The 24,432-nt window shown below is 65.1% G+C and carries 21 protein-coding genes and 1 tRNA gene; 20 read left to right on the top strand and 2 right to left on the bottom strand.

All coding sequences use genetic code 11. The features are described from left to right. The first annotated feature begins 275 nt into the window (after nucleotides 1-275). The 18 genes from rpmI to CRO39_RS09855 all read left to right on the top strand — a co-directional run bounded on the left by rpmI (nucleotide 276) and on the right by CRO39_RS09855 (nucleotide 19,303). The gene (gene rpmI, locus CRO39_RS09940) at nucleotides 276-473 is read left to right on the top strand and encodes a 50S ribosomal protein L35 (RefSeq protein ID WP_014160066.1); all 198 of its coding nucleotides are present in this window, start codon (nucleotides 276-278) and stop codon (nucleotides 471-473) included. Nucleotides 474-484: 11 nt separating this feature from the next. Continuing rightward, nucleotides 485-844 (top strand): 50S ribosomal protein L20, encoded by a 360-nt coding sequence (gene rplT, locus CRO39_RS09935; RefSeq protein ID WP_055936072.1) that lies wholly within the window; start codon nucleotides 485-487, stop codon nucleotides 842-844. A gap of 272 nt (nucleotides 845-1,116) precedes the next feature. After that, the gene (locus CRO39_RS09930; RefSeq protein ID WP_097121755.1) at nucleotides 1,117-2,112 is read left to right on the top strand and encodes a phenylalanine--tRNA ligase subunit alpha; all 996 of its coding nucleotides are present in this window, start codon (nucleotides 1,117-1,119) and stop codon (nucleotides 2,110-2,112) included. Between the two features lie 116 nt (nucleotides 2,113-2,228). After that, a complete protein-coding gene (gene pheT, locus CRO39_RS09925; protein WP_097121754.1) occupies nucleotides 2,229-4,643 on the top strand; it encodes a phenylalanine--tRNA ligase subunit beta in 2,415 nt (804 codons plus the stop codon). A 61-nt stretch (nucleotides 4,644-4,704) separates the two neighbouring features. Continuing rightward, entirely contained in the window at nucleotides 4,705-5,004 is a 300-nt protein-coding gene (locus tag CRO39_RS09920; RefSeq protein ID WP_097121753.1) for an integration host factor subunit alpha, read from the top strand. Beyond that, nucleotides 4,985-5,341 (top strand): MerR family transcriptional regulator, encoded by a 357-nt coding sequence (locus CRO39_RS09915; protein WP_097121750.1) that lies wholly within the window; start codon nucleotides 4,985-4,987, stop codon nucleotides 5,339-5,341. Before CRO39_RS09920 ends, CRO39_RS09915 begins: the two co-directional genes overlap by 20 nt. Before the next feature lie 130 nt (nucleotides 5,342-5,471). Beyond that, nucleotides 5,472-5,548: transfer RNA gene (locus tag CRO39_RS09910), tRNA-Pro, on the top strand. A gap of 675 nt (nucleotides 5,549-6,223) precedes the next feature. Continuing rightward, nucleotides 6,224-6,913, top strand: coding sequence for a polysaccharide biosynthesis/export family protein (locus CRO39_RS09905; RefSeq protein ID WP_097121749.1), 690 nt, complete (start codon nucleotides 6,224-6,226; stop codon nucleotides 6,911-6,913). Continuing rightward, the gene (locus CRO39_RS09900; protein ID WP_097121748.1) at nucleotides 6,910-8,319 is read left to right on the top strand and encodes a GumC family protein; all 1,410 of its coding nucleotides are present in this window, start codon (nucleotides 6,910-6,912) and stop codon (nucleotides 8,317-8,319) included. The genes CRO39_RS09905 and CRO39_RS09900 overlap by 4 nt, the downstream gene beginning before the upstream one ends. Before the next feature lie 372 nt (nucleotides 8,320-8,691). Further along, on the top strand, nucleotides 8,692-10,149 hold the full coding sequence (locus tag CRO39_RS09895; protein WP_097121747.1) for an undecaprenyl-phosphate glucose phosphotransferase: 1,458 nt from the start codon (nucleotides 8,692-8,694) through the stop codon (nucleotides 10,147-10,149). A 136-nt stretch (nucleotides 10,150-10,285) separates the two neighbouring features. After that, the gene (locus CRO39_RS09890; RefSeq protein WP_097121746.1) at nucleotides 10,286-11,560 is read left to right on the top strand and encodes a polysaccharide biosynthesis protein GumE; all 1,275 of its coding nucleotides are present in this window, start codon (nucleotides 10,286-10,288) and stop codon (nucleotides 11,558-11,560) included. Next, entirely contained in the window at nucleotides 11,557-12,654 is a 1,098-nt protein-coding gene (locus CRO39_RS09885; protein WP_097121745.1) for an acyltransferase family protein, read from the top strand. Before CRO39_RS09890 ends, CRO39_RS09885 begins: the two co-directional genes overlap by 4 nt. Before the next feature lie 43 nt (nucleotides 12,655-12,697). Beyond that, nucleotides 12,698-13,834, top strand: coding sequence for a glycosyltransferase family 4 protein (locus tag CRO39_RS09880; RefSeq protein WP_097121744.1), 1,137 nt, complete (start codon nucleotides 12,698-12,700; stop codon nucleotides 13,832-13,834). Further along, nucleotides 13,831-14,862 (top strand): glycosyltransferase, encoded by a 1,032-nt coding sequence (locus CRO39_RS09875; RefSeq protein WP_097121743.1) that lies wholly within the window; start codon nucleotides 13,831-13,833, stop codon nucleotides 14,860-14,862. The genes CRO39_RS09880 and CRO39_RS09875 overlap by 4 nt, the downstream gene beginning before the upstream one ends. A 3-nt stretch (nucleotides 14,863-14,865) precedes the next feature. Continuing rightward, complete coding sequence (locus CRO39_RS09870; RefSeq protein WP_097121742.1) at nucleotides 14,866-16,347, top strand: lipopolysaccharide biosynthesis protein; 1,482 nt, start codon at nucleotides 14,866-14,868, stop codon at nucleotides 16,345-16,347. A gap of 91 nt (nucleotides 16,348-16,438) precedes the next feature. Continuing rightward, a complete protein-coding gene (locus tag CRO39_RS09865) occupies nucleotides 16,439-17,611 on the top strand; it encodes a GumK N-terminal domain-containing glycosyltransferase (RefSeq protein WP_162125773.1) in 1,173 nt (390 codons plus the stop codon). Between the two features lie 77 nt (nucleotides 17,612-17,688). Beyond that, nucleotides 17,689-18,474 carry a polysaccharide pyruvyl transferase family protein gene (locus CRO39_RS09860; protein WP_097121741.1) on the top strand — a complete coding sequence of 262 codons (786 nt, stop codon included), beginning with the start codon at nucleotides 17,689-17,691 and terminating at the stop codon, nucleotides 18,472-18,474. Then, nucleotides 18,461-19,303 (top strand): WecB/TagA/CpsF family glycosyltransferase, encoded by an 843-nt coding sequence (locus CRO39_RS09855; protein ID WP_425479679.1) that lies wholly within the window; start codon nucleotides 18,461-18,463, stop codon nucleotides 19,301-19,303. Before CRO39_RS09860 ends, CRO39_RS09855 begins: the two co-directional genes overlap by 14 nt. Nucleotides 19,304-19,430: 127 nt before the next feature. Here the strand turns inward: CRO39_RS09855 and CRO39_RS09850 are convergent, their stop codons facing one another. Then, nucleotides 19,431-20,291, bottom strand: a complete 861-nt coding sequence (locus CRO39_RS09850) for a 2OG-Fe(II) oxygenase (protein WP_162125774.1) — start codon at nucleotides 20,289-20,291, stop codon at nucleotides 19,431-19,433. A gap of 193 nt (nucleotides 20,292-20,484) precedes the next feature. Here CRO39_RS09850 and CRO39_RS09845 point away from each other — a divergent pair, with 193 nt between their 5' ends. Beyond that, entirely contained in the window at nucleotides 20,485-20,955 is a 471-nt protein-coding gene (locus CRO39_RS09845; RefSeq protein WP_097121739.1) for a cupin domain-containing protein, read from the top strand. A gap of 88 nt (nucleotides 20,956-21,043) precedes the next feature. After that, the gene (locus CRO39_RS09840; protein WP_097121738.1) at nucleotides 21,044-22,078 is read left to right on the top strand and encodes a TraB/GumN family protein; all 1,035 of its coding nucleotides are present in this window, start codon (nucleotides 21,044-21,046) and stop codon (nucleotides 22,076-22,078) included. 422 nt (nucleotides 22,079-22,500) lie between these two features. On the opposite strand, the gene dxs is transcribed toward CRO39_RS09840, so the two are convergent. Next, on the bottom strand, nucleotides 22,501-24,402 hold the full coding sequence (gene dxs / locus CRO39_RS09835) for a 1-deoxy-D-xylulose-5-phosphate synthase (protein ID WP_097121737.1): 1,902 nt from the start codon (nucleotides 24,400-24,402) through the stop codon (nucleotides 22,501-22,503). Nucleotides 24,403-24,432: the final 30 nt, after the last annotated feature.

Here is a 24,432-nt window from a genome sequence, read left to right as displayed (position 1 = left end):
GACTTACGTCGCTCCTACAAGGGGCATTTCTGCCGTAGCCAAGAATCCTGTATCCCTGGCCCCAAACCCCCTGATTTGCAAGGGAATCCAGTCCCGGGCATAATGTGCGGCCCGGTACGCCGGGAGGCTGTTCGCAGCCGATGGACCCGTCGGGGTTTCCTCTCTGGATTCAACGACTTACAAGCCGGCATGGGCATGGATGGAAAGCGTGGCCACCTTTAATCGGGTGAGGCTGCCGCCCAGGTCAGTGACATAAAACTCCCAAGGACATCGCAATGCCCAAGATCAAGACCCACCGGGCGGCGGCCAAGCGTTTCCGGAAGACCGCTTCCGGCAAATTCAAGGCTGGCCACGCCAACCGTAGCCATATCCTCACCAAGAAAGCGACCAAGCGGAAGCGCGGCCTGCGTGCGACGAATATCATTCGCGCCGAGGACAGCGGCCGTCTGAACCGTATGCTTCCTTACCTCTGAGGACCTGAGTCATGGCACGAGTCAAACGTGGCGTTACCGCACGCCGCCGTCACAAGAAAGTCCTGCACCTGGCCAAGGGCTATTACAACGCCCGCCGCAAGGTGTTCCGCGTCGCCAAGCAGGCGGTCATCAAGGCCGGTCAGTACGCCTACATCGGCCGCAAGCAGAAGAAGCGCAATTTCCGTTCGCTGTGGATCACCCGCATCAATGCGGCGGCCCGCATCAATGGCCTGAGCTACAGCCGTTTCATGAACGGTCTGCTGAAGGCTGGCATCACCCTGGACCGCAAGGTGCTGGCGGATATCGCCGTGCATGACGCGACCGGTTTTGCGGCCCTGGCGGAAAAGGCCAAGGGCGCACTCGCGGCGTAAGCCAGCGATCTCCACCGTAAAGCAGTACCGGCAGTCCATCGCCGAACACGTGGGGAAGGGCGCAAGTCCTTCCCCATTGTTTTTTGTGGCTTGACTATATTTTTCTGTGGGAACGACGGTTTGGGGTTGCGAACCGGATAGCGATTGCAGCCTGCCGTTCACCATACGGGCGCGCTGCGGCGCGTTCTTCATCGCGTACCCTGACCGGCAATCGGGGCGCCATCGCGACTTGCGTCGCTCCCACAGAAGTTGCTTTCAAGGTCTGACCGTCCATGAGCGAAATCGAATCTCTTTCCACGCAAGCGTTGGCCGATATCGCCTCGGCGCAGACGCCCGATGCGCTGGAGCACCTGCGCGTGGCGCTGCTGGGCAAGCACGGCAGCATCACCGCGCAGCTGAAACAGCTGGGTACATTGTCGGGCGACCAGCGCAAGGCCGCGGGCGAGGCGATCAACCGCGCCCGCGATGCCATCGCCGAAGCGCTGTCGGCGCGCAAGACATTGCTGGAAGACGCTGCGCTGGACGCGCGCCTGTCCGGCGAAACCATCGACGTCACCCTTCCGGGGCGCAATGGCGGCCGCGGCGGACTGCACCCGATCAGCCGCACGCTTGAGCGCATCGCCGACATCTTCGGCCGTCTGGGCTACGAGCTGGCCGACGGTCCGGAAATCGAGGACGATTGGCACAACTTCGAAGCGCTGAACTTCCCGCCGCACCACCCGGCGCGTGCGATGCACGATACGTTCTACTTTGGCGACGGCCGTTTGCTGCGCACGCATACCTCCGGCGTGCAGGTGCGCTACATGGACTCGCATCAGCCGCCGCTGCGGATGATCGCCGCCGGCAAGGTGTACCGCAGCGACAGCGATCAGACCCACTCGCCGATGTTCCACCAGGTCGAAGGCCTGCTGGTGGATGAGCATTCCACGCTGGCCGACCTGAAGGGCACGCTGGCCGAATTCGTGCGCGCCTTCTTCGAGCGCGATTTCCAGATGCGTTTCCGTCCCAGCTACTTCCCGTTCGTGGAACCTGGCGCCGAGGTCGACATCGCCTGGCAGCAGCCGGATGGCAGCACCCGCTGGCTGGAGGTGCTGGGTTGCGGCATGGTCCATCCCAACGTGCTGCGCAACTGCGGCATCGATCCCGAGCGCTATACCGGCTTTGCCTTCGGCATGGGCGTGGAGCGCTTTGCGATGCTGCGCTACGGCGTCAACGATCTACGCGCGTTCTTCGACAACGATGTGCGGTTCCTCAGGCAGTTTGCCTGAGCCACGGGATTCGGGATTGGTGATTCGCGGAAGCGGCACCGAAACGGCCCGGATCCCGACAGACGAGCATTGTTGACGAATCCCCAATCACGAATCACGAATCACGGAATTTCAGAATGAAATTCAGCGAAAACTGGCTGCGCAGTCACGTTCCCACCCAGGCCTCCCGCGACGAACTGGCGGCGATGCTGACCGCCATCGGCCTGGAAGTGGAAGAGGTCGTTGCGCTGGGCGATGAGCTGGCCAATGTGGTGGTCGCGCGTATCGTCGATTGCGTCAGGCATCCCGAAGCCGATCGCCTGCAGATCTGCCAGGTCGATGCCGGGCAGGGCCAATCGCTGCAGATCGTCTGTGGCGCGCCCAATGCGCGTGCGGGCCTGGTGGCGCCGCTGGCCCTGGTGGGCGCCAATGTCGGCGGTATCGCCATCAAGGCGGCCAAGCTGCGCGGCGTGGAATCCAACGGCATGCTGTGCTCGGCCAAGGAGCTGGGCATCGACGCCGATGCATCCGGCCTGCTGGAACTGCCCGACGATGCGCCGATCGGTGCGCCCGTCGCCGACTACCTTGGCCTGCCGGACGCCAGCATCGAGATCAAGTTGACCCCCAACCGTGCCGACTGTTTCGGCGTGCGCGGCATCGCCTACGATGTCGCTGCCGCCTGCGCCAGCGCGGTGGTGGCCTTCGACGCCACTCCGATGCCGGCGCTGACCGACAGCACGCTGGCGGTCGAGCTGGACGCCGGTGCCAAAGTGCCGCGCTTCGCCGGGCGCGTGATCGAAGGCGTGAACGCCAGCGTGGCTACGCCGGTGTGGATGGCCGAGCGTCTGCGCCGTAGCGGCGTTCGCCCGATCAGCTTCCTGGTCGATGTGACGCAGTACGTGATGCTGGAACTCGGCCAGCCGATGCATGCCTTCGATCGCGATCTGCTGGAAGGTCCCATCGTGGTGCGGCACGCGCGCGACGGTGAGACAACCAAGCTGCTCGATGGCCGCATGGTGTCGCTCAGCGAGGATTTCCTGGTGGTATCCGACAGCAGCCAGGGCGGTCCTGGCGGTCGCGCGGTCGCGCTGGGCGGCATCATGGGGGGCTTCGACACCCGGGTGACCGATGCGACGCGCAATGTATTCCTGGAAGCCGCGCACTGGATTCCATCGGCGATCATCGGCCGCGGCCGCAAGCTGGGCCTGCATACCGATGCCGGCCACCGCTTCGAACGCGGCGTGGACCCGCAATTGCCGGTGCAGGCGATCGAAGTGGCCACCCGGCTGATCGTCGAACTGGCCGGCGGCTCGCCCGGGCCGGTGATCGAAGCCGTGTTGCCGGAACATCTGCCCAAGCCGGTTGCCATCGAGCTGCGCCGCGCGCGCATCGCGCGGGTGCTGGGCATCGAGATTGCCGACGCCGACATCGAACGCATCCTGCGCGCCCTGGGTATGCAGGTGGTCGCCACTGCCGATGGCTGGAACGTGACCGCGCCAAGCCGTCGCTTCGACATCGCCATCGAGGAGGATCTGATCGAGGAACTGGCCCGTATCCATGGCTACGATCGCATCCCGACCACGCTGCCCGGCGGCGCCACCCGCATCGCGGCGCCCAGCGAAGGCCAGATCGATGCCGCCACCGTGCGCCGGCAACTGGCGGCGCGCGACTATCTGGAAACGGTCAACTACGCCTTTGTCGAAAGCGCGCTGCTGCAGTTGTGGGGCGCAGATGAAGGCGCGGTGCCGCTGGCCAACCCGCTCAGCGCCGAACTGGGCGTGATGCGCACGCGGCTGCTGCCGGGGCTGGTGTCGGCACTGCAGCGCAATGTCGCGCGCCAGGCGGGGCGCGTGCGGCTGTTCGAGCTGGGCAACGTATTTGCGAGCAAGGACCAGGGACTGGGGGCCGGGGACCGGGCAAATGCGCCGGAGGAGACGCTGCGCCTGGCGGCCACGGCCTGCGGCGAGGCCCACGCAGAACAATGGGGCGAGCCGTCGCGCAAGGTCGACTTCCATGATCTGAAGGGCGACCTGGACAGCCTGGCCGCGGCTGCGGGTGCGGTGCTGGAGTACCGGCCATCGCAACTGCCGTTCGCGCACCCGGGCCGCTCTGCCGACATCTATCGCGGCGGGCAGCGCATCGGCTGGATCGGCCAGCTGCATCCGCGGCTGGCGCGCGCGCTGGATCTGGACGGCGATGTCTTTGCGTTCGAAGCGGACCTGGGGCCGCTGCTGGCGCGCGCCGTCCCGCGCGCGGCCGAGCTGTCCCGCTTCCCGTCCGTCCGCCGGGATCTCGCGTTCGTCGTCGCCGACGACGTGCCCTGGGCCGCGATTGCCGCGACCGTCCGCGCCGCCGCAGGCCCGCTGCTGCGGGATCTGCTGCTGTTCGACCGGTATGTGGGGCAGGGAGTCGAATCGGGTCAAAAGAGTCTTGCTATAGGCTTGATTTTGCAGGACAACTCACGCACTCTGACCGACCGCGACGTGGAAACGGTGGTGTCCGAGGCGGTTGCCGCCATCGGCCGGGAACATGGCGCAAGGATTCGCGGATGAACGGCTCCACGGGCTGCGCTGGGCAGTGATCGACTGGAAGAGACACGGGGACGATTGACCGATGGCATTGACGAAGGCGGAAATGGCCGAGCGCCTGTTCGACGAAGTCGGATTGAACAAGCGCGAAGCCAAGGAATTCGTGGACGCGTATTTCGACGTGCTGCGCGATGCGCTGGAGCAGGGCCGGCAGGTCAAGCTGTCCGGTTTCGGCAACTTCGACCTGCGCCGCAAGAACCAGCGTCCCGGCCGTAACCCCAAGACCGGCGAGGAAATCCCGATTTCGGCGCGCACCGTGGTGACGTTCCGTCCGGGGCAGAAACTCAAGGAGCGCGTGGAAGCCTATGCTGGATCCGGGCAGTAACCGAGAACTACCGCCGATTCCGGCGAAGCGCTACTTCACCATCGGTGAAGTCAGCGAACTGTGCGACGTCAAGCCGCATGTGCTGCGCTACTGGGAGACCGAGTTTCCAAGCCTGGAACCGGTCAAGCGCCGCGGCAACCGCCGCTACTACCAGCGCCATGACGTGCTGATGGTGCGCCAGATCCGCAGCCTGCTGTACGAACAGGGCTACACCATCGGCGGCGCCCGGCTGCGGCTGGAGGGCGAAGGCGCCCGGCAGGAGTCGGCGCTGAGCAACCAGATCGTCAGGCAGGTGCGGATGGAGCTGGAAGAAATCCTGCACCTGCTGCGGCGCTGAGCGCCGTCCCCGGGGCGGGACAGGGCGGTAAGCGCGGCAGATCCATGGCCGGCGGCCAAAGCGCTGGGACAGCCGCGATATTGCGGCTATAATTCACGCCCCGTCGCAATGACGGGGGATTCGCATCGTTCGGGGCGTAGCGCAGCCTGGTAGCGCATCTGCCTGGGGGGCAGAGGGTCGTCGGTTCAAATCCGGCCGTCCCGACCAATCGCGAATCGCAGCCCGCATGGCCTCTGCCTGCAGGGCATAACCGCCGCGGTCATTGGCGGACTTGCGTCGGACCGCGATCGCATTCCGGTAGTCGATATTTCCTGGCAGCAACTCGTGGCCCGCGGCAGCGATGTCCGCTGTACGGCGGGTCTTGTCCGTTTCTTGTCGTGGCCGTTCGTATGACCGTCGCCGTCTCGCCGTCGTGCAGCGACGGCCTGCGGTCGGCAACGGCCAAGGCGATGCCTCCGACGCGTACGCCCAATGGCGCCGTCACGGGCCTGTCGCGTACGGGCTGACATCATGACGACGAATCAAAAGCGCAACGCGTTGCCTGGATGGCGCCGGCGAATGCCTGTTCGCGCACGGTAATCGCAATTGCGCCCGATGCTTTCACCGAAGTGGTGCGAACCGCGACTTCACGCGTCCTTCGCACTGATGTCTCCTTTCAAAGTTGTTGCCGATTGCAACTGCATCGTTTGGATGCGTTCGATTGTGATATTTCAGGAGCGGTTAGGGAAAATTTGAGTAAAAACACCATCCCGCTGACGCATTCTCGAATTGCACTTCGTGTCACTGTAATGCCGCCATGGTGCGTAGCTGGTCGCGATGGTTTCGACCTGCCCCTCACCGGCAGCGGTCCCCCCACCAATGACCCGGATGTAACCACCCCACATGCCTATCCGCAGGATCCCGTCGCTTTGCGTGACGTTTGCGTTGTCTCTGTTGTTGCTGGCCAGTTGCAGCGGCGCTCCCCCCGCGCGTGAGCTTCCCCCCGCCGACCCGTTGGGCGAAGCGCTCGGCCGCCCCGAATACCGGATTGGACCGGGCGATCTGCTGCTGGTGAAGGTCTTCCAGGTCGAAGATCTGGAGCGGGAGGTGCGTGTCGACAACGAGGGACGGATATCGCTGCCGCTGATCGGCGTGGTGCAGGCGGCCGGAATGAGCCTCAACGAACTGCAGCAGGCGGTCGCTGCGCGTTACGGGGAACGCTATCTGCAGGACCCGCAGGTTTCGATCCTGATCCAGGAGTTCACCAGCCAGAAGGTGACCGTCAGCGGCGCGGTCGACCAGCCCGGCATCTATCCGATGGCGGGTTCGCACCTGACCCTGCAGCAGGCGCTGGCGCTGGGCCGCGGGGTCAGCAGCGTCGCCAGCCGGCGCAATGTCGTCGTCTTCCGCAGCGTGCAGGGCCAACGCATGGTGGCCCGGTTCGATCTGGTGGAAATCGAGCGCGGCAGAATGCCCGACCCTGATATCTATGGCGGCGACATCGTGGTGGTCTATCGTTCCGATGCCCGCGTGCTGCTGCGGACCATGCTCGAGCTCACCCCATTTGTGATGGTCTGGCGGGCATATCGATGAGCACGACCTACTCCCGCGAACCTGGAACCGCGCCGCATGGCGACCATGCGGCACAGCCCGGCCTGTACGACTACTGGTACGCGATCCGCGGCCAGTGGTGGATTGTGATTGGTATTACCCTGCTGGCGGTGGGATTGGCGCTGCTGGCGACCTTGCTGATCACCCCGACGTTCCGAGCAACCACAACCTTGCAGATCGAACGCGACGCGATGAAGGTCGTCAATCTGGAAGGGCTGATGCCCACCGAATCGCCGAACGATCGCGATTTCTATCAGACCCAGTACGAATTGCTGCAGAGCCGTTCGCTCGCCCGTCGCGTGATCAGGGAGGCGGAGCTGGCCAGGCATCCGGCCTTCAAGGACATCGCCGACAAGGCCGCCAGCCGCGCGAAGCGGAACGCGGACGGTCCGGACGGCTCGCCGACCGTGCAGGAAGCGGTGGAACTTGCGCTGACTGCGCCGGTGCTGGCAGGACTGGAAATCGAGCCGGTGCGGTCGTCGCGTCTGGTCAGGGTTCACTACGCCTCGGCCGATCCGGAACTTTCGGCCAAGGTGGCCAACGCCTATGCCAAGGCGTTCATCGCCAGCAATCTTGAACGGCGGGTGGATGCTTCCAGTTTTGCGGTCAAGTACCTGTCCGAACGTCTGGCCGAAATCCGCGGACGCGTCGAACAGTCCGAAAAGCAGCTGGTGGAATTTTCCGGCGAGGAAAGGATCGTCTCGCTCGGCGAAGGGCTGCCTTCGCTGCCGGCGCAGAATCTAAGCGAACTGAATGCGCTGCTGGCCTCGGCGCAGCAGGCGCGCATCCAGGCCGAAGCAGGATGGCGGTTGGCCAGGACCGGCGATGGCCTGGGATTGCCGCAGGTGCTGTCCAGTCCGCTGGTGCAGAACCTGCGCACGGAACAGGCCAAGCTGGCCTCGGAATACCAGCAGAAGCTGCCTACCTTCAAACCCGACTATCCGGAGATGCAGCGGCTCAACAGCCAGATCTTCGAGCGGCAACGGCAGATAGCCGCTGAAGTGGCGAACATCCGCGAAGCGATCCGCAAGGAATACGAGACCGCGCGATTGCAGGAGGAACTGATCGTGTCGAGCATCGATCGCCTCAAGAGCGAAGAGCTGGACCTGCAGAACCGCAGCATCCGCTACAACATGCTCAAGCGCGAAGTCGACACCAACCGCCAGCTCTACGACGGACTGCTGCAGCGATTCAAGGAGATCGGCGTGGTCGGCGATGTCGGCAGCAACAACGTCACCATTGTCGATACCGCCGATGTGTCTGGCCGGCCGCACTCGCCGCGGCTCGCGCTGAACCTGGCGTTGGCGGCCGTGTTCGGTGTGTTCTTTGGGCTCGTGGTCGCATTGGTGCGCTATTTCCTGCGCGAACCCCGGCGTCCATCGGCGTGACCGGTTTCTCTGGAATTGCCGCAGCGCCACCTGCGATTTTGTTGGTAGTCGATGTGATGAAAATCTCGTGAAAGAAGAGGAGTTCATCCCGAAAAATGCCAGTTCAGTCCGGAAAACGATTCGAAACTTAGACCTGGCTCTCTGGCCGGATTGTGCTTTGTATGCGATTGTTGCAATGCAGCAGAACTTCAGATAAAGAGACTTCAAGCATGTAGGTTCACTCTCTTCTAGTAGTTGCGGTAAACGAACTGCTGTTGACCTGGGGTCGATGCTGGAGGGCATTGCGGCGGTCGCGGCAGACGATATCGAGATCCGGCAGGTATGGGTGTTCCCCCGCACTCCTGTCCTCCGGATTTGGATAGGAACAAGAACATGCTATTGGCCGACTTGAGCAGTACCACCAACGTGACTTCGTCGCCGCGGTTGTTGTCGAAATACTCCGCCGCCGCCGACGTGCTGCTACGCATCTCCGACCTGGCGATCGTGGTGGCCGCCGGCCTGATTGCCTACCGGCTGCGCTTCGAAACCTGGTTGCCCGCATCGGGTTACCGCGTCGCCATCGGCACCGCGTTGCTGTACGCGATCATCTGTTTCAGCCTTTTCCCGCTGTACCGCAGCTGGCGCGGAAGAACCCTGGGGCGCGAGTTCGGCGTTCTGGCACTGGCCTGGAGCGGCGTTTTCGTCCTGTTCTCGGCGCATGCGCTGATCGTGCAACTGGGGCAGGATATCTCCCGGCTCTGGCTTGGCTACTGGTACCTGGGCGGATTCGCCGCGTTGGCGTTGTCGCGCACGCTGGTGCGCAACCTGCTCAACCGGTTGCGCAGCCGCGGCGTGGACGTGCAGCGCGTCGTGGTTGTCGGCTTGCGGCCGCCGGTGGTGAAGCTGCATCACTATCTGCGGCGGAATCCGTGGGTGGGCATGCAGATCGTCGGCTATTTCCGCACGCGCTACGACATGGTGCTGGGCGACTATTCGGAAAACCTGCCCTGCCTGGGCGAACCCGAGCAGATGGCCGATTTCCTGTCCAACGACGAGTCCATCGAGCAGGTATGGATCTCGCTTCCGCTCGGCGAACGGGAACGCATCAAGTCGCTGCTGGCGGCGCTGGATACCGTTCCCATCAAGGTCAAGCTGGTGCCGGACCTGTTCGACTTCGGCACGCTCAACCAGTCCGGCGAACAGATCGGAAACGTACCGATGATCAATCTTCGCCAGGGCGGAGTGGACCGGGATCATTATCACGTCGTCGCCAAGGCGGTGATGGACAAACTGGTGGCGCTGCTGGCGCTGACGCTGCTGGCGCCGCTGATGATCGCCATCGCCATCGGAGTGAAGCTGAGTTCGCCGGGACCGGTGCTGTTCCGGCAGAAGCGCCATGGCCTGGGCGGGCGCGAATTCCAGATGCTCAAGTTCCGCTCGATGCGGGTGCACCAGGAACAGGGGCCTCACCTGAGTCAGGCCACGCGCGGCGACCCGCGGGTCACCCGCTTCGGCGCTTTCCTGCGCAGGACCAGCCTGGACGAGCTGCCGCAGCTGTTCAACGTGCTTGGCGGCAGCATGTCGGTGGTCGGCCCGCGTCCGCATGCGGTGCAGCACAACAGCCACTACCAGAATCTGATCAATCGCTACATGCAGCGCCACTACGTCAAGCCTGGCATCACCGGCTGGGCGCAGGTCAACGGTTTCCGCGGCGAAACCCCGGAGCTGCGCGACATGAAAAAGCGCGTGCAGTACGACCTGGATTACATCCGTCGCTGGTCGCTATGGCTGGATCTGAAGATCCTCGCGCTCACTTCGGTGAAGGTGCTCGGCCAGAAGACGGCCTATTGATGCCGGCGATGCCTCCGATCCGTACGGCCATGGCAGCCATGGGCGGCATGCCGCAGCGGGCTTGCCAACGCAAGGCGACGGCTCCGGACGCGGCCGGCCGTACCGGAACCGGTCGCGCCGCCGGGAGGATCCGCCTGTGACCAATGCCGGACGCTGCCACAAGCTGCTCATCGAGCTGGTGCTGCTGGTCGGCGTTGGCTACAACTTCCTGTTGGCCGTGCTCAATGCGCAGGTGTTCGCGGTTGGCCCCGGCATGGCCTACCTGGCCGAACTGCTGATCTATACCGCCTGCTTCGGGCTTGGCATCTGGTCGCTGGACAGGCAGAAGACGGCCATCGTACTGACCGGGATCGGACTGATAGTGCTGGTCAGCCTGGCGCGGTTCATAGTGACCTGGCAGATCGATCCCAAGTTCGCTCGCGACGCCATCATCCCGTTTGCCTTTCTGGTCCTGGGCGCCGCCTACCGCGGCTCGCTGCCTGCGCTGGTGCTGAGGCTGGCGGCGGTGGTCGCCATCGTGGCGGTTTTCGAGATTGCCGCGCCGCAGAGCTATGGCGACGTGGTCAATCCCAAGAGCTATTTCGTCAATACCCGCGGCGCCACCGAGGAAGGGTTCTGGAACGAGGACAGCAATCTCTACATCAGCGCCACCCGGCCGGGCGAACGCAACTGGCTGCCGGGGACCGACCTTGCGCGGGCTTCCTCGATCTTCGTCGAGCCCATCACCATGGGCAACTTCATCATTTTCTTCTGCGCCGCAGTGCTGGCGTTCTGGCAAGGCTTTTCCTGGAAGAGGCTGGCGTTCTCGTTCCTGCTGATCGTGTTCCTGCTCGGCGCCTCCGACAGCCGGCTCGCCAGCGGCACCTGCCTGATGATGCTGCTGTTGGCGCCGCTGTTGCGGCGTATCGATCAGCGGCTTTCGTTCGTCATTTTCTTCGTTGTGCTGCTGGCCGGCTGGCTGCTGGTCGAAGCGATGCGCGTGGATCATTACGAGGACACGATGATCGGCCGCATCTTCTTCACCGTCGATTCGATGCGGAACCTGTCGCCGGCGGAGTGGTTCGGATTGGAGCCGGGGTCTGCCTACCGCTATTTCGACAGCGGCATCGCCTATTTCATCGCCTCGCAGTCGATCGTGGTGGTGCTGGCGTTCCTGCTGGCGTACTCCTTCCTGTTGATGTTGCGCAGCAGCGACGGGCAGGCGTTCAAGAACCTTTTCATGTTTGCGTTCTCGCTGAGCCTGCTGGTGTCCAACGGCTATTTTTCGGTGAAGACCGCGGCGCTGTGGTGGTTCGTATGCGGATACCTGTGGCAGCAACCGGCGTTCCGGGCGGCGCTGGACGCCACCGTGGTGGCCGCCGGCGACCGGCGCCGGCTGCCATTGGGGCCGTCGCGCCCTGGGACGGCATGAGCGGCGTGCCGGCGATGCGCTGGCCGGCGGTCTCTGCTGGCGCCGACGAAGCGGCGCCTGCGGCGTCGAGCCGCGATGCGCGCATCGACGCGGCCAAGGCGGTGGCGATCGTCATGGTGGTGCTGGGGCATGCCAAGGGCGTGCCGCAAACCTATACCGTGCTGGCCTACAGCTTCCATGTGCCGCTGTTCTTCTTCCTGTCGGGCTGGGTGCTGGAGGCGCATGGCAGCGCGCGCAGCTATGGCCAGTCGCTGTTGCGGCTGGCGCGGACGCTGCTGCTGCCTTACCTGTGCTTCTTCCTGCTGGGCTACGGCTACTGGCTGCTGACCCGCAACGTCGGCGAGAAGGCGCTGCGCTGGGGCAGCCAGCCGTGGTGGGAGCCGCTGGACGGATTGCTGACCGGGATTGGGCCAAGGCTGTACGTGCATCCTGCCATCTGGTTCCTGCTGGCGCTGTTTGTCACCACGGCCGCCTATATCGGCTGGCGCCGCCACTGGCGTGCCGGCGTGATCGCGCTGGTCAGCCTGGCGCTGGCGTGGGTATGGATTGGCCTGTTTCCGGGCAACGGCATCCGGCTGCCGTTCGCGCTGGATGTCCTGCCGGTCTCGCTGTTCTTCTTTGCCGCCGGCGCCGCGGCGGCAGGCGCGTTGCGGTTGCCGCAATCGCCGTGGGCCAACCTGCTGCTCGCGCTGGCATTGGCCGTGCCCTGGCTTTGGCTGGCCCTGGGCAACGGGCGGGTCGACATCAATCAGCTCGAATTCGGCGCATCGCGCTGGAAGTTCTTCGTGGCCAGCGGGTTGGGCATCGCCGCGACGCTGTGTGGCGCGCGGCTGATCCAGCGCTGGCCTGCGGTGCAGTGGATAGGCCGCAATACGCTGCTGATCCTGTGCACGCACATCCTGGTGTTCTTCGTGCTTTCCGGCGTCGCATCGCTGGCCGGATGGTTCGCCGACGGAGCCCGGCCGGGCCTGGGCTGGGCGCTGCTGGTGACCGCAGTGGCGCTGTGCCTGAGCCTGCCGTTGCGGTGGATCTTCATGAACCTGGCGCCCTGGGCCATTGGCGCCCGGCGCCCGCAATACGGGAAACGGAAATGAGGCGGGCAACGGTGAACGTGTCTGGCGCAGCGGAGCGGTGGCGATGAAGGTCGTGCATGTCGTGCGCCAGTTCCATCCCTCCGTCGGCGGCATGGAGGAAGTGGTGTTGAACATCGCCCGCCGCCACCTGCAAGCCGGCGACGATCGCGTCGAGGTGGTGACATTGAACCGGCTGTTCAACGGCGGCGAGGGCGAACTGCCGGAGTCGGAAATCCACTACGGCATCCCGGTCCGGCGCCTGCGCTACTCGGGCTCAACGCGCTATCCGCTGACGCCGTCGGTGGTTGCGGCCGTCCGCGGCGCCGATCTGGTGCATGTGCATGGCATCGACTTCTTCTTCGATTACCTGGCCGCGACGCGGGCGCTGCATGGCGTGCCGATGGTGGCCTCGACCCATGGCGGCTTCTTCCATACCGCCTACGCATCGCGGCTGAAGCAACTGTGGTTCAGAAGCATTACCCGCGCATCGTCGCTGGCCTATCGCCGCATCATCGCCACCAGCGAGAATGACGGCCAGCTGTTTTCCGCCATCGTCGCCGGCGAGCGGCTGAAGGTGATCCAGAACGGCGTGGACACGACCAAGTTCGCCGATCTGGGCGGCAGGGCGCCGGGGAAGACCGCCATCTATTTCGGCCGCTGGTCGGTCAACAAGGGGCTCCCGGAGATGCTGGACCTGTTCCAGCACCTGTTGGCGATGGACCCCGAGTGGCGCCTGATCGTTGCCGGGCGCCCCTACGATCTGGATCGCGAGGCACTGCGGGCCGCCATCGCCGCACGCGGGTTGCAGGCGCAGGTGCGCGTCGAACAGTCGCCGTCGCAGACGCAACTGGCGAACCTGCTGAGCGGCGCGCAGTACTTCCTCTGCCTGTCCCGCCACGAGGGTTTCGGCATTGCGCCGATAGAGGCGATGAGCGCGGGACTGGTTCCGCTGCTCAGCGATATTCCGCCGTTCGCCAAGCTGATCGACGAATCCGGGATCGGCGCGCTGGTCCAGCCAGGGCGGCCGGAAGCGGCGGCGCAGGCGCTGCGCCGGCTGGCGGATATCGACCAGGCTGGCTTCCATGCGCGCCGCAGCGCGGCAATGGCCTATGCAGAAGGCTACGACTGGGAGCGGGTGGTGCGCTGCTATCAGGACGAGTATCGCGCAGCGCTGGCACCGGCAGGGACGGTTGCCGCATGAGCGCTTCATCGCTTCCGCAGCCGCCCCCGGCAGGGATTACGGTGCTGCAGTCTTCCGGTCTGCCCTCCAGGACCACCAATCCCTACCTGATCCAGTTGCTGGCTTCGCTGCCTCCGGGACTGCGGGTGGAGTATTTCTCGATGCTGCGTGCGCTGTTCTCCGGCTACGACGTTTTCCATGTGCATTGGCCCGAATACCTGGTCAGGCACCGCAGCCGGCTGGGCACCGCGTTCAAGCAACTTGGCGCCCTTCTGTTGTTGCTGAAGCTGTGGGCGACCAGGACGCCGGTGGTACGGACGCTGCACAACCTGCAGCCGCACGAAGGCAGCAGCCGGCGCGAGCGCGCGTTGCTGGCATGGCTGGACAGGCTGACCACGGTGTGGATACGCATCAACGCCACCACCGAGCCGCGCCCGCCGATGACCGTCACCATCCTGCATGGCCACTACCGGGACTGGTTCGCGTCGATGCCGGCGTCGCAACCGGTGCGCGGCAGGTTGCTGCATTTCGGGTTGCTGCGGCCCTACAAGGGCGTGGAGACGCTGCTGGCGACCATGGCGAATGTCGCCGATGCGGAAGTGAGCCTGCACATCGTCGGCAATCCGGCTACCGATGGCATCGCCGAGGAAGTGCGCCAGGCCTGCCGCAGCGACAACCGCATCAGCGCCACGCTGCGCTATGTCGAAGATGCCGAACTGGCCAGCGAAATCGGCCAGGCAGAACTGATCGTGCTGCCGTACCGGCAGATGCACAACTCGGGCACGCTGCTGTTGGCGTTGTCGCTGGCCAGGCCGGTACTGGCGCCGTGGAACCAGGCCAATGCGGCGATCGCCGACGAAGTCGGTCCGGGCTGGGTGTTCCTGTATCGCGACGAACTGGATGCGCGGGTGCTGGCCGAAACGCTGGCCAGCATCCGCCATCGCGGCGCCGTCGCGCCGCCGGATCTTTCCGCACGCGATTGGGACAAGCTGGGCAGGCAGCACCATGAAGCCTACGCAGCGGCGCTGCGCGCGGCCAAGGAAGGCTGAGCGATGGGAGAAGAAAAGCTTCCGCCGCCGGTCGAGCGCTCGCTGGCCGCCAGGGCGGCCAGCGGCGCCGCGGTCACCATGGGCGCACAGCTGGCCAAGGTCGCCGTGCAGTTCGGCGGCATCGTGTTGCTGGCACGGTTGCTGTCGCCGCGCGACTACGGACTGGTGGCGATGGTGATGGCGATCGTCGGCGTTGGCGAGATCGTCCGCGACTTCGGTCTTTCCACCGCCGCGGTGCAGGCACCGCTGCTCAGCCGCGAGCAGCGCGACAATCTGTTCTGGCTCAACACGCTGTTCGGCAGCGCGCTGGGGCTGGCGGTATACCTGGGCGCAGGCGCCATTGCCGCGCTGTACAAGGAGCCGGAGTTGCGCGTCATCACCCAGGTGCTGGCGCTGACCTTCGTGTTCAATGGCATCACCACCCAGTTCCGCGCGCATCTGAATCGCGACATGCGTTTCGGGCGCCTGGCTTCTGCGGACGTGATCGGGCAGGTGGCCGGTCTGGCGGTTGCGGTGGCCGCTGCGCTGGCGGGGGCCGGTTACTGGGCGTTGGTGATCCAGCAACTGGTGCAGGGCATCGTGATCCTGCTGCTGATGGCCGTGGCCACGCGCTGGCTGCCCGGATTGCCGCATCGCGGCGCGCAGATGGGAGGCCTGCTGAACTTCGGCTGGGCGCTGATGGCCACGCAGTTGCTGGCCTATGCCAGCAACAACATTGGCCAGGTGATCATCGGCCAGCGGCTAGGGTCGGTGGCGCTGGGCCAGTTCAATCGCGCGTTCGCGCTGGTGACGATGCCGCTGAACCAGCTCAACGCGCCGGCCACCTCGGTGGCGTTGCCCACGCTGTCCCGGTTGCGCGGGGAGCCGTTGCGCTACAACGCGTTCCTGTTGCGCGGCCAGACGGTGATGGTGCACTTCATGGTGGCGCTGTTCGCAATCGGTTGCGCGCTGGCCGAACCGTTGATTCTGCTGGTGCTGGGAAAGCAGTGGCAGCCGGCCATCCCTGTTTTCAGGATTCTGGCCATCGGTGCGACGTTCCAGATGGCCGCGTATGCCGCCTACTGGGTGTTCCTGTCCAAAGGCCTGACCGGCGCGCAGCTGCGCTACGCCATCGTCAGCCGCAGTTTTCTGATTGCGTGCATCGTGGCCGGTTCCTACTGGGGCGTGTTGGGTGTGGCCACCGGGTATGCGGTAGGCACGGCGCTGCTGTGGCCATCGGTGCTGTGGTGGATCGGCAGGCTGTCCGATGCGCCCGCGGGCCGCATGTTCGGCAATGGTGCGCGCGCGATTGCCGGCTATGCGCTGTGCGCGGCGGCGGCCTGGCTGGTGTGCGAACTGACGGCCGGCCACGCGTCCGCGCTGCGGCTGCTTGCCGGGGGCGGCGCTGCCGCAGCGATGCTGGCGCTGGTCTGCCTGCTATGGCCGGGATTCCGCCGCGATGTGGCGGACATCCTGGGAAGCCGGCACCTGCTGAGGCCGGCATGAGGCCGCGCCGGTCCACCTGGCCGCGGCACGAATGGCGTACTGAGCCGCGCGTTCGCAGCCGTTTTCGCATCCACCCTTTGGAGAAGTGCCGATGAGCCTGTCCATGCCAGCGCAAGCGTCTGTCGCGGCCGCCACTGAAGGCGGCCAAACCGGTCCGGCAAAAAAATACCTGGTGCTTTCGGCGCACGACTACCGCACGCCGCGGCGGGCCAATATCCACTTCATCGCCGACGAACTGGCCAGGCGCGGTCCCACTCGGTTCTTCTCGTTGCGCTACAGCTGGCTGTCGCGCAGGACCGGCGACATACGCCTGTCGCTGGACGGCAAGGCCAATCGCATCGAATCGATCAACGGAGTGGAATGTTTTCTGTGGAAGACGCCGCTGCATCCGTTCAATACGCGGCGTGGCTGGCTGCGGCCGCTGGAGGGGCTGCTGTTCCGCGCCTATGCGGCCTTTCCGCCAGCGGTCCTGCGCCAATGGATTCGGGAAGCGGATGTGGTGATCTTCGAAAGCGGACTGGCGGTCGAGTTCATCGCCCTGGCCAGGCAATTGAATCCGCACGCGCGGCTGATCTATCGCGCTTCCGATGGCCTGGACACGATCAACGTCGCCCAGCACGTCAAGGACACCTTCGCCCGGGTGGCCGGCGAACTGGATGCCGTGGTGCTGGTGTCTTCGGCGATGGCCGACGGCATTCCCAGCCGCGGCAATGTCTATCGGGTTGGCCATGGCGTGGATCCGGAGCTGGCCACGCTGGGCGATCCTTCGCCCTATGGCGAAGGCGTGCATGCGGTGGCGGTGGGTTCGATGCTGTTCGACCCGGATTTCTTCGTCTGCGCCAGCCGGGCGTTTCCGCAGGTCACCTTCCATGTGATCGGCTCGGGCAGGGGGCGAATGCCGGGCTATGGCGACAACGTGATCGTCTACGGGGAAATGCCGCACCGTCAGACCATCCCCTACATCAAGCACGCCAGCTTCGGCATTGCGCCCTATGCCTCGGAAGATGTGCCGGTGTATCTGGCCGACAGTTCGCTGAAGCTGCTGCAATACGACTACTTCGCGTTGCCGGCGGTATGCCCGAATGCGGTCGTCGGCGGATACCGCTCCCGTTTCGGCTATACGCCCGGCGACGCGCAGTCGATTGTCGCCGCCATCGACGCGGCATTGCGCGCGCCGCGGATACGTTTTCGGCAGTGCCTGGACTGGTCCGACACCGTCGATCGCGTGCTGCATCCCGAAGCCTATGCCGATACGCGGCTGTGAACCGGATGGCCGGCGACGGTGCGCCGCTGCGGCGGACGAGCGGCGGCCCCACACACAACAGGAGAACGAGAGTGCCGATGTTGCTTGATGCATGGCTGGCAAGAACCGAGCGCCGCTGCCTCTATTGGTGGGAGCCTGCCGACGGTTCGGTGAATGTTGGCGATTACCTTTCGAAAGTGATCGTATCGTCGATGCTGTCGCTGCGGGATCTTGCCCTGCGCGAAAAACGCGATCGCAATCATCGTCTGTTCGCGGTGGGGTCGGTGCTGCACAACGCCAGGGATGGAGAAACGGTGTGGGGCAGCGGCATCAACGGCAAGATTCCGGAGCAACGGCATGCGTTCCGGCACCTGGACGTGCGCGCGGTGCGCGGGCCGCTGACGCGCCGGTTTCTGGCCGGGAAAGGCATCGAGGCGCCGCCCGTCTATGGCGACCCGGCCTTGCTGATGCCGCTGTTCTTTCCTGCGGCCCTGCTGGACACTGCGCCGGTCCGCGATTTTGTCGTGGTGCCGCATTTCAACGAGCCCGCCGGCAAGTTCGACCGTTATCGCGAACAACTGGTGCTGCCGACCTGCAAGCCGGTGGATTTCGTCCGCCGGTTGCTGGCGGCCAGGCTGGTGGTCTCCAGCTCGCTGCACGGCATCATCCTGGCCGAGGCCTACGGGGTGCCGGCGGTCTACCTAGACAGCGGCAACGGCGAGAACCAGTTCAAGTACGACGATTACTACCACGGCACCGGCCGCATGCAATGGCATTCCGGCAGTTCGGTGGAGGAATGCCTGCAGAAGGGCGGCAACGGCGACTTCGAACTGCATCGCCTGCAGCGGGGTTTGATGGCTGCGTTTCCTTATGAGCTATGGTGATGGGCGCGACTTTGCAGGCGCCGGGAGTGGCATCATGCCGACTGCGATAGCGGGCGCAAACACGATCAACCTGGGCGGATTCGACATCGTTTCCGCTTCCGCACCGGAGGTTTGCCAGGCCCTGTACCAGGCATGCGACCAGCGCGGAAAGCTGCGGTTGTTCTTCGCCAACACCAATTTCGTCGTCCGCTGCAGGCCGCTCATACCGCGCATCCAGTCGGCGCCGGTATGCATCGTCAACGACGGCATCGGCCTGGAACTGGCGGCGCGGCTGATCCATCGCAAGGGGTTTGCCGAAAACCTCAACGGCAGCGATCTGTTTCCGCGCTTTTGCGGCGGCAGCCAGCGGCCACTGCGGTTCTTCCTGTTCGGGAGCAAACCGGGCATCGCCGAACAGGCGGCGCGTGCGCTGGCGGAGCGGTTCGGGCATCAGGTAGTGGGAACCTGCGACGGCTATGGCGAGTTCGCCGCCGCCGGCCCGGACCTGGCGGCCCGCATCAACGCCAGTGGTGCGGAGGTGGTGCTGGTGGCGTTCGGAAATCCACTGCAGGAACAGTGGATACTCGACAACAGCGATGCGATCGACGCGCCGGTGATGATGGGCGTGGGCGCACTGCTGGATTTCCTGTCGGGAACGGCCAAACGGGCGCCCGTCTGGGTACGCAGACTGAGGATGGAATGGCTGTACCGCCTGTCCCGCGAACCGCGGCGGCTGCTCAAACGGTACTCGATAGATCTGCTGGTCTTCTTCTGGGTATGCCTGCGCGCAGGCAATGGACATCCGCCTGCGCGGACGGGTAGGGCGTCCAGTTCCCAGGGGCGGATGTAGTTTCTTCTTGTTCCGGAGATCGGAAAAGGACCTGGTTTCGTCGCTCCCGCGCAGGGGTCCAGGGTGAAGACCGCAACGGAAATCGCTGGTCATGGCGGGATTGCAAACAGTCCGGACAAAAAAACGCTCAACGGTTCCAGGACCGCCGCAGCCGTCTTGCGGCATCCCAAATCGCCGGCGGCGTCCAGCGGCGCAGCAGACGGATGGTTCCCCAGGTAAACGCATGGCGCAGCATTGGCTGCAGAAATTCGGTGGTGGTTTCGCCGGCAGCGGCGCTGTTCTCCGGCGCGGCGTAGAAGTAGCTGGCCAGCGAACGCCGCGCCGTCTCCGCAGGCATCCGCAAAGGAGCCGGATGGCCGTGATAGCTGGTGGGGCCATGCAGCATCAGCAGCGAGACGCCGAATTCCGGCGCCACCCGCGTCACGCAGGCGCGCTGTTCCGAATCCCATAGTTCCAGTTCGCCGCCCCAGTCGCCGTTCCAATCCTTGTTCAGATAGGTCAGCAGCACCATCCGGTTGCGCAGGCCGGTCTGCGGATGGCGGTCGAAATCGCGATGGATGCCGAAGTGCCCGCCATTGCGGCTTTCATGCAGGCCTCCACCGAACAGATCGGGGTCGACAACCAGCGCGTCGGACCCGGTTACGCGGCAAAGGAAGCGGATGAATTCGGCAGAGTTGACCAGACCGAAATACAGACGGGATGCTGGGCCCGGCAGCGCCAGTGGCGAAGCGCGGAACGTCCGTTCGTGGCGGTTTCGATAGGCGCGCCAGCCATCGGCGGGGACGCGTTCGAATTCCGTCGATACCTGCTCCAGCAGCAGCGGGTGGAACAACCCGTGCAGTATCAGATGCGGGAATGGCGCTGCGCGTTCCAGCCGCCGCCGCAGGCTGGCGACAAATCCCGCATCGCGGATACGCGGATCCAGCAGCGCCCGCAGCGGCAAGCGCGCGCCGCGGATACTGATGAAATCGTCATCGCTGCGGTTCATAGGGTGCCCTGGCCGGCATGGCGGCCGACATCCCTCCGTGGCGAATCGTAACCGATATCTCCGGCATGGACGGGACCGATTGTTCCGGCCATGCGCAAGGCGCCGATGGGCCGGGCTGGCCCTGCCCGGAGCGCGAGGGACCGCCAATCCGCGCAGGCGCGACAAACGTCCGCTGCAGCGTATAGGATGCGGTATGCATCCTCGCGTCGAAGAGCTCATCCGTACGCTCGAACTGGCCCCGCATCCCGAGGGAGGCTATTTCCGTCGTATCTTCGAATCCAGCAAACGCACGGAAGTCAATGGCATCGAGCGTCCCACGCTGACCGCCATCAAGTTCCTGATCCCTGCCGGCATCGTCACCCGCTGGCATCGCGTCGATGCGACCGAAATCTGGGACTGGCACGAAGGCAGCCCATTGGAACTGTCGATGTTCGACCCGGAAACCCGCTCGCTCAGCCGTACCCAGCTGGACACCTCGGCGCGCGGAGGCCAGCAGGCCCAGGTGGTACCGGCCGGCATCTGGCAGAGCGCGCGTTCGCTGGGCGAGTATTCGCTGATGGATTGCTCGGTTTCGCCGGGATTCGTCTGGATGGGTTTCCAACTGCTGGAAGAGCGCAGCGAAGTGGCCGACCAGATCCGTGCCGCCGGCGCCCGCGTTGGCTGAAGATGGCCTGACGGCGTGACCGATGGGCCACGGCGTTGGCCTGCGTATGTGCTCAAATCCGTCCGCCCTGTTCGATGGAGTGCCGCGGATGCGCCTGCTTGCCCTCAGTGTCTTGTTCTGCCTGGTTGCCGCTCCGGCATTGGCGCAATCGTCCGCCGACGGCGCGGAGCAGGCTGGCGCCACGGCACCTGCGCCAGCCGGCGGGCAAGCGGTCGTCGACATGGACACGGTGGTGGTCAGCGGTTCGCAGCCGGGCCCGGGATTGTGGAAAGTGTCCAAGGGCGAACACGTACTGTGGGTGATGGGCACGCTGTCGCCGTTGCCGAGAAAGATGACCTGGCTGTCTTCGGAAACCGAGGCCATCCTTGCGCAGGCGCAGGAAGTGGTGCGCCCGCCGGGCGTGTCGTTCGATGCGGATATCGGCATCGTGCGCGGCGCGTTCCTGATCCCGTCGCTGCTGAAAGCGCGCAAGAACCCGGACGGGGCGACGCTCAAGGACGTGCTGCCCGCGGATCTGTACGCGCGCTGGAGCGTGTTGAAGGCGCGATACCTGGGCCATGATGCCGGCGTGGAAAAATGGCGCCCGATGTTCGCCGCGCGCGAGCTTTACGAAGCGGCATTGAAGAAGTCGGGCCTGAGCGAATCAGGAGTCGTCGGCCCGGTGGTGGACAAGGCGGTCAAGCGGCATGGCATCAGGACCGCTTCGCCGACGGTGAAATTCAAGGTCGAACAGCCGAAGGCGACGATCAAGGAATTCCAGCGGACTTCGCTCGACGATCTGGAATGCTTCCGCGCAACCCTGGAGCGCATCGAGAACGATCTGCCGCTGATGGTGGAGCGCGCCAACGCGTGGTCGGTTGGCGACGTGGAAGGGCTGCGCGCGCTGCCGTACGAAAACCAGCAGACGGCATGCATAGCGGCGTTCTCCAGCGCCGAGTTCGCCAGAAAGCGCGGCCTCGACGACCTGCCTGCGAAAGTCCGAAGCCAGTGGATGAGCGCGGCGGAAACGGCGCTGGAGAACAACCCGGTCAGCTTTGCCACATTGCCGATTGCCGAACTTCTGAAACCCGATGGCTACCTGGGCCAACTGCAGGCCAAGGGCTACCTGGTCGAAGCGCCGTAGGGCGGGCCTTGGCCTGAGGTATCCCTGCAGATTCTTCTTCGCCCACTTTCGGAGGAGCTCGGCTTCGGAACGCCTTTCTACGAGCGCCAGCCAAGTACCCAGAAGTCGGTGACCAGGGCGGTGCGGGACCGTCCGCGGCATGGATGCCGCGGAAGAGCCCACAGGGGTGAGGCAAGCGCTTGCGAAGCACCGCTTCGCGCGTAGCCGAACGCCCGCCATCTGCGATGGCGGGCCGGCCCCGCGCAGCGGGTGTTTACGGGGTGTCCTGCACTGCCCTGGCCACTGGGTTCCAAGTAGGCGTTTCCCGCACTTGAACGAGGAACCCTCTTCGGCGCCTTTCAACAGCTCAATGGCTGGTCAGGGGGGCGACTGGCTTCGGAAAAAGCGGGGATACCTCAGCCCTTGGCCCGCCGCAGCAGCGCTCAGCCTGCCGCGGTCAGCGGAGCGGCCGCCAGTTGCGGCCACCGCTTCAACACGGAGGCGCGGATGCCGGCGGCATCGATGCCGGCTTCGGCCAGTAGATCCTCGCGGCTGGCGTGATGCTGGAATTCGTCCGGCAGGCCCAGGTGCAGCACCGGCAGCAGCACATTCTCGGCATTGAGCAGTTCGGCCACGCCGGAACCGGCGCCGCCCATCACCACGTTGTCCTCGATGGTGACCAAGCCCTGGTGGCTTGCCGCCAGCTCCAGGATCAACTCACGGTCCAGCGGCTTGACGAAACGCATGTTGACCACGCTCAGGCCCAGCTCGCGCCCGACCTGTTCGGCCGCGGCGACGGTGGAGCCGAATGCCAGCAGGGCAACGCGGGTACCGCGCTGGCGCAGCTCCGCCTTGCCGATCGGCAAGCTTTCCAGGCCCGGCTGGATGGCCGCGCCGGGGCCGGTGCCGCGCGGGTAGCGCACCGCGGCAGGCCCCTGGTAGCGGAAGCCGGTGCTCAGCAGCTTGCGGCATTCGTCTTCGTCGGCCGGCGCCATAACCAGCATGTGCGGCACGCAGCGCAGGTAGCTCAGGTCCAGGTTGCCGGCGTGGGTGGCGCCATCCGGCCCGACCACGCCGCCGCGGTCGATGGCGAACAGCACGTCCAGTTGCTGGATGGCCACATCGTGAACCAGTTGGTCGTAGCCGCGCTGCAGGAAGGTCGAATAGATCGCCACCACCGGCTTGCTGCCTTCGCAGGCCATGCCGGCGGCCAGGGTCACCGCGTGCTGTTCGGCGATGGCCACGTCGAAATAGCGCTCCGGGTATTCCTTGCTGAAGCGCACCAGGCCCGAGCCTTCGCGCATCGCCGGGGTGATGCCCAGCAGGCTGGGATCGGCGGCGGCCATGTCGCACAGCCAGTCGCTGAAGATATCGGTGTAGGTGGGTTTTTTCGTGCCGGACTTGCTGACAAGGCCTTTTTCCGGATCGAACGGCCCCACGGCGTGATAGCCGATCTGGTCGCCTTCGGCCAGTTCGTAGCCTTTGCCCTTGGTGGTCATGATGTGCAGCAGCTGCGGACCTTTCAGGGTCTTGAGCACCTTCAGCGCGCCGACCAGCGCTTCCACGTCATGGCCGTCGATGGGGCCGGTGTAATGGAAGCCCATCTGCTCGAACAGCGTGGACGGCACGAACATGCCTTTCCAGTGCTCCTCCCAGCGGCGCATGAAGCGCGCCGGCGGCTTTTTCTTGTCGCCCAGCAGTTTCTTGCCGCCTTCGCGCAGCGCGTTGAGCGTGCGGCTGCTGCTCATCCGACCCAGCATCTTGGTCAGCCCGCCGACGTTCTCCGAAATCGACATCTGGTTGTCGTTGAGGATTACCAGCAGGTTGGGCTCAGGCTCCATGCCGCCGGCATGGTTGAGCGCCTCGAAGGCCATGCCGGCGGTCATGGCGCCGTCGCCTATCACCGCCACCACCTTGCGCTCGTCGCCTTTCTGCGCCAGTGAGATGGCCATGCCCAGCGCGGCGGAGATCGACGTGGACGAATGGCCCACGCCGAAGGTGTCGTACTCGCTTTCCTCGCGCTTGGGGAAAGGCGCCACGCCGTCCTTCTGCTTGACCGTATGGATGCGCTCGCGGCGGCCGGTCAGGATCTTGTGCGGGTAACACTGATGGCCCACGTCCCACACCAGCCGGTCTTCCGGCGTCTGGTACAGATAGTGCAAGGCCACGGTCAGCTCGATCACGCCCAGGCCGGCGCCGAAGTGGCCGCCGCTGCGGCCGACCGATTCGATCAGGTAGCCACGCAGTTCCTCGGCGATCGCCGGCAGCTCCGACTCGTCGAACTCGCGCAGGTCGGCGGGGATCTGGATGCGGGACAGGCGGGGATAGCGTTCGGCGTCGATCATCGGGCTGGATTTCATCTGGCCGGCTATTTT

It is taken from the genome of Pseudoxanthomonas wuyuanensis, assembly GCF_900215535.1.
Classification (GTDB): domain Bacteria; phylum Pseudomonadota; class Gammaproteobacteria; order Xanthomonadales; family Xanthomonadaceae; genus Pseudoxanthomonas_A; species Pseudoxanthomonas_A wuyuanensis.
Note: the sequence above shows the minus strand (reverse complement) of the source record. Positions and strands in the feature narration are given on the sequence as shown.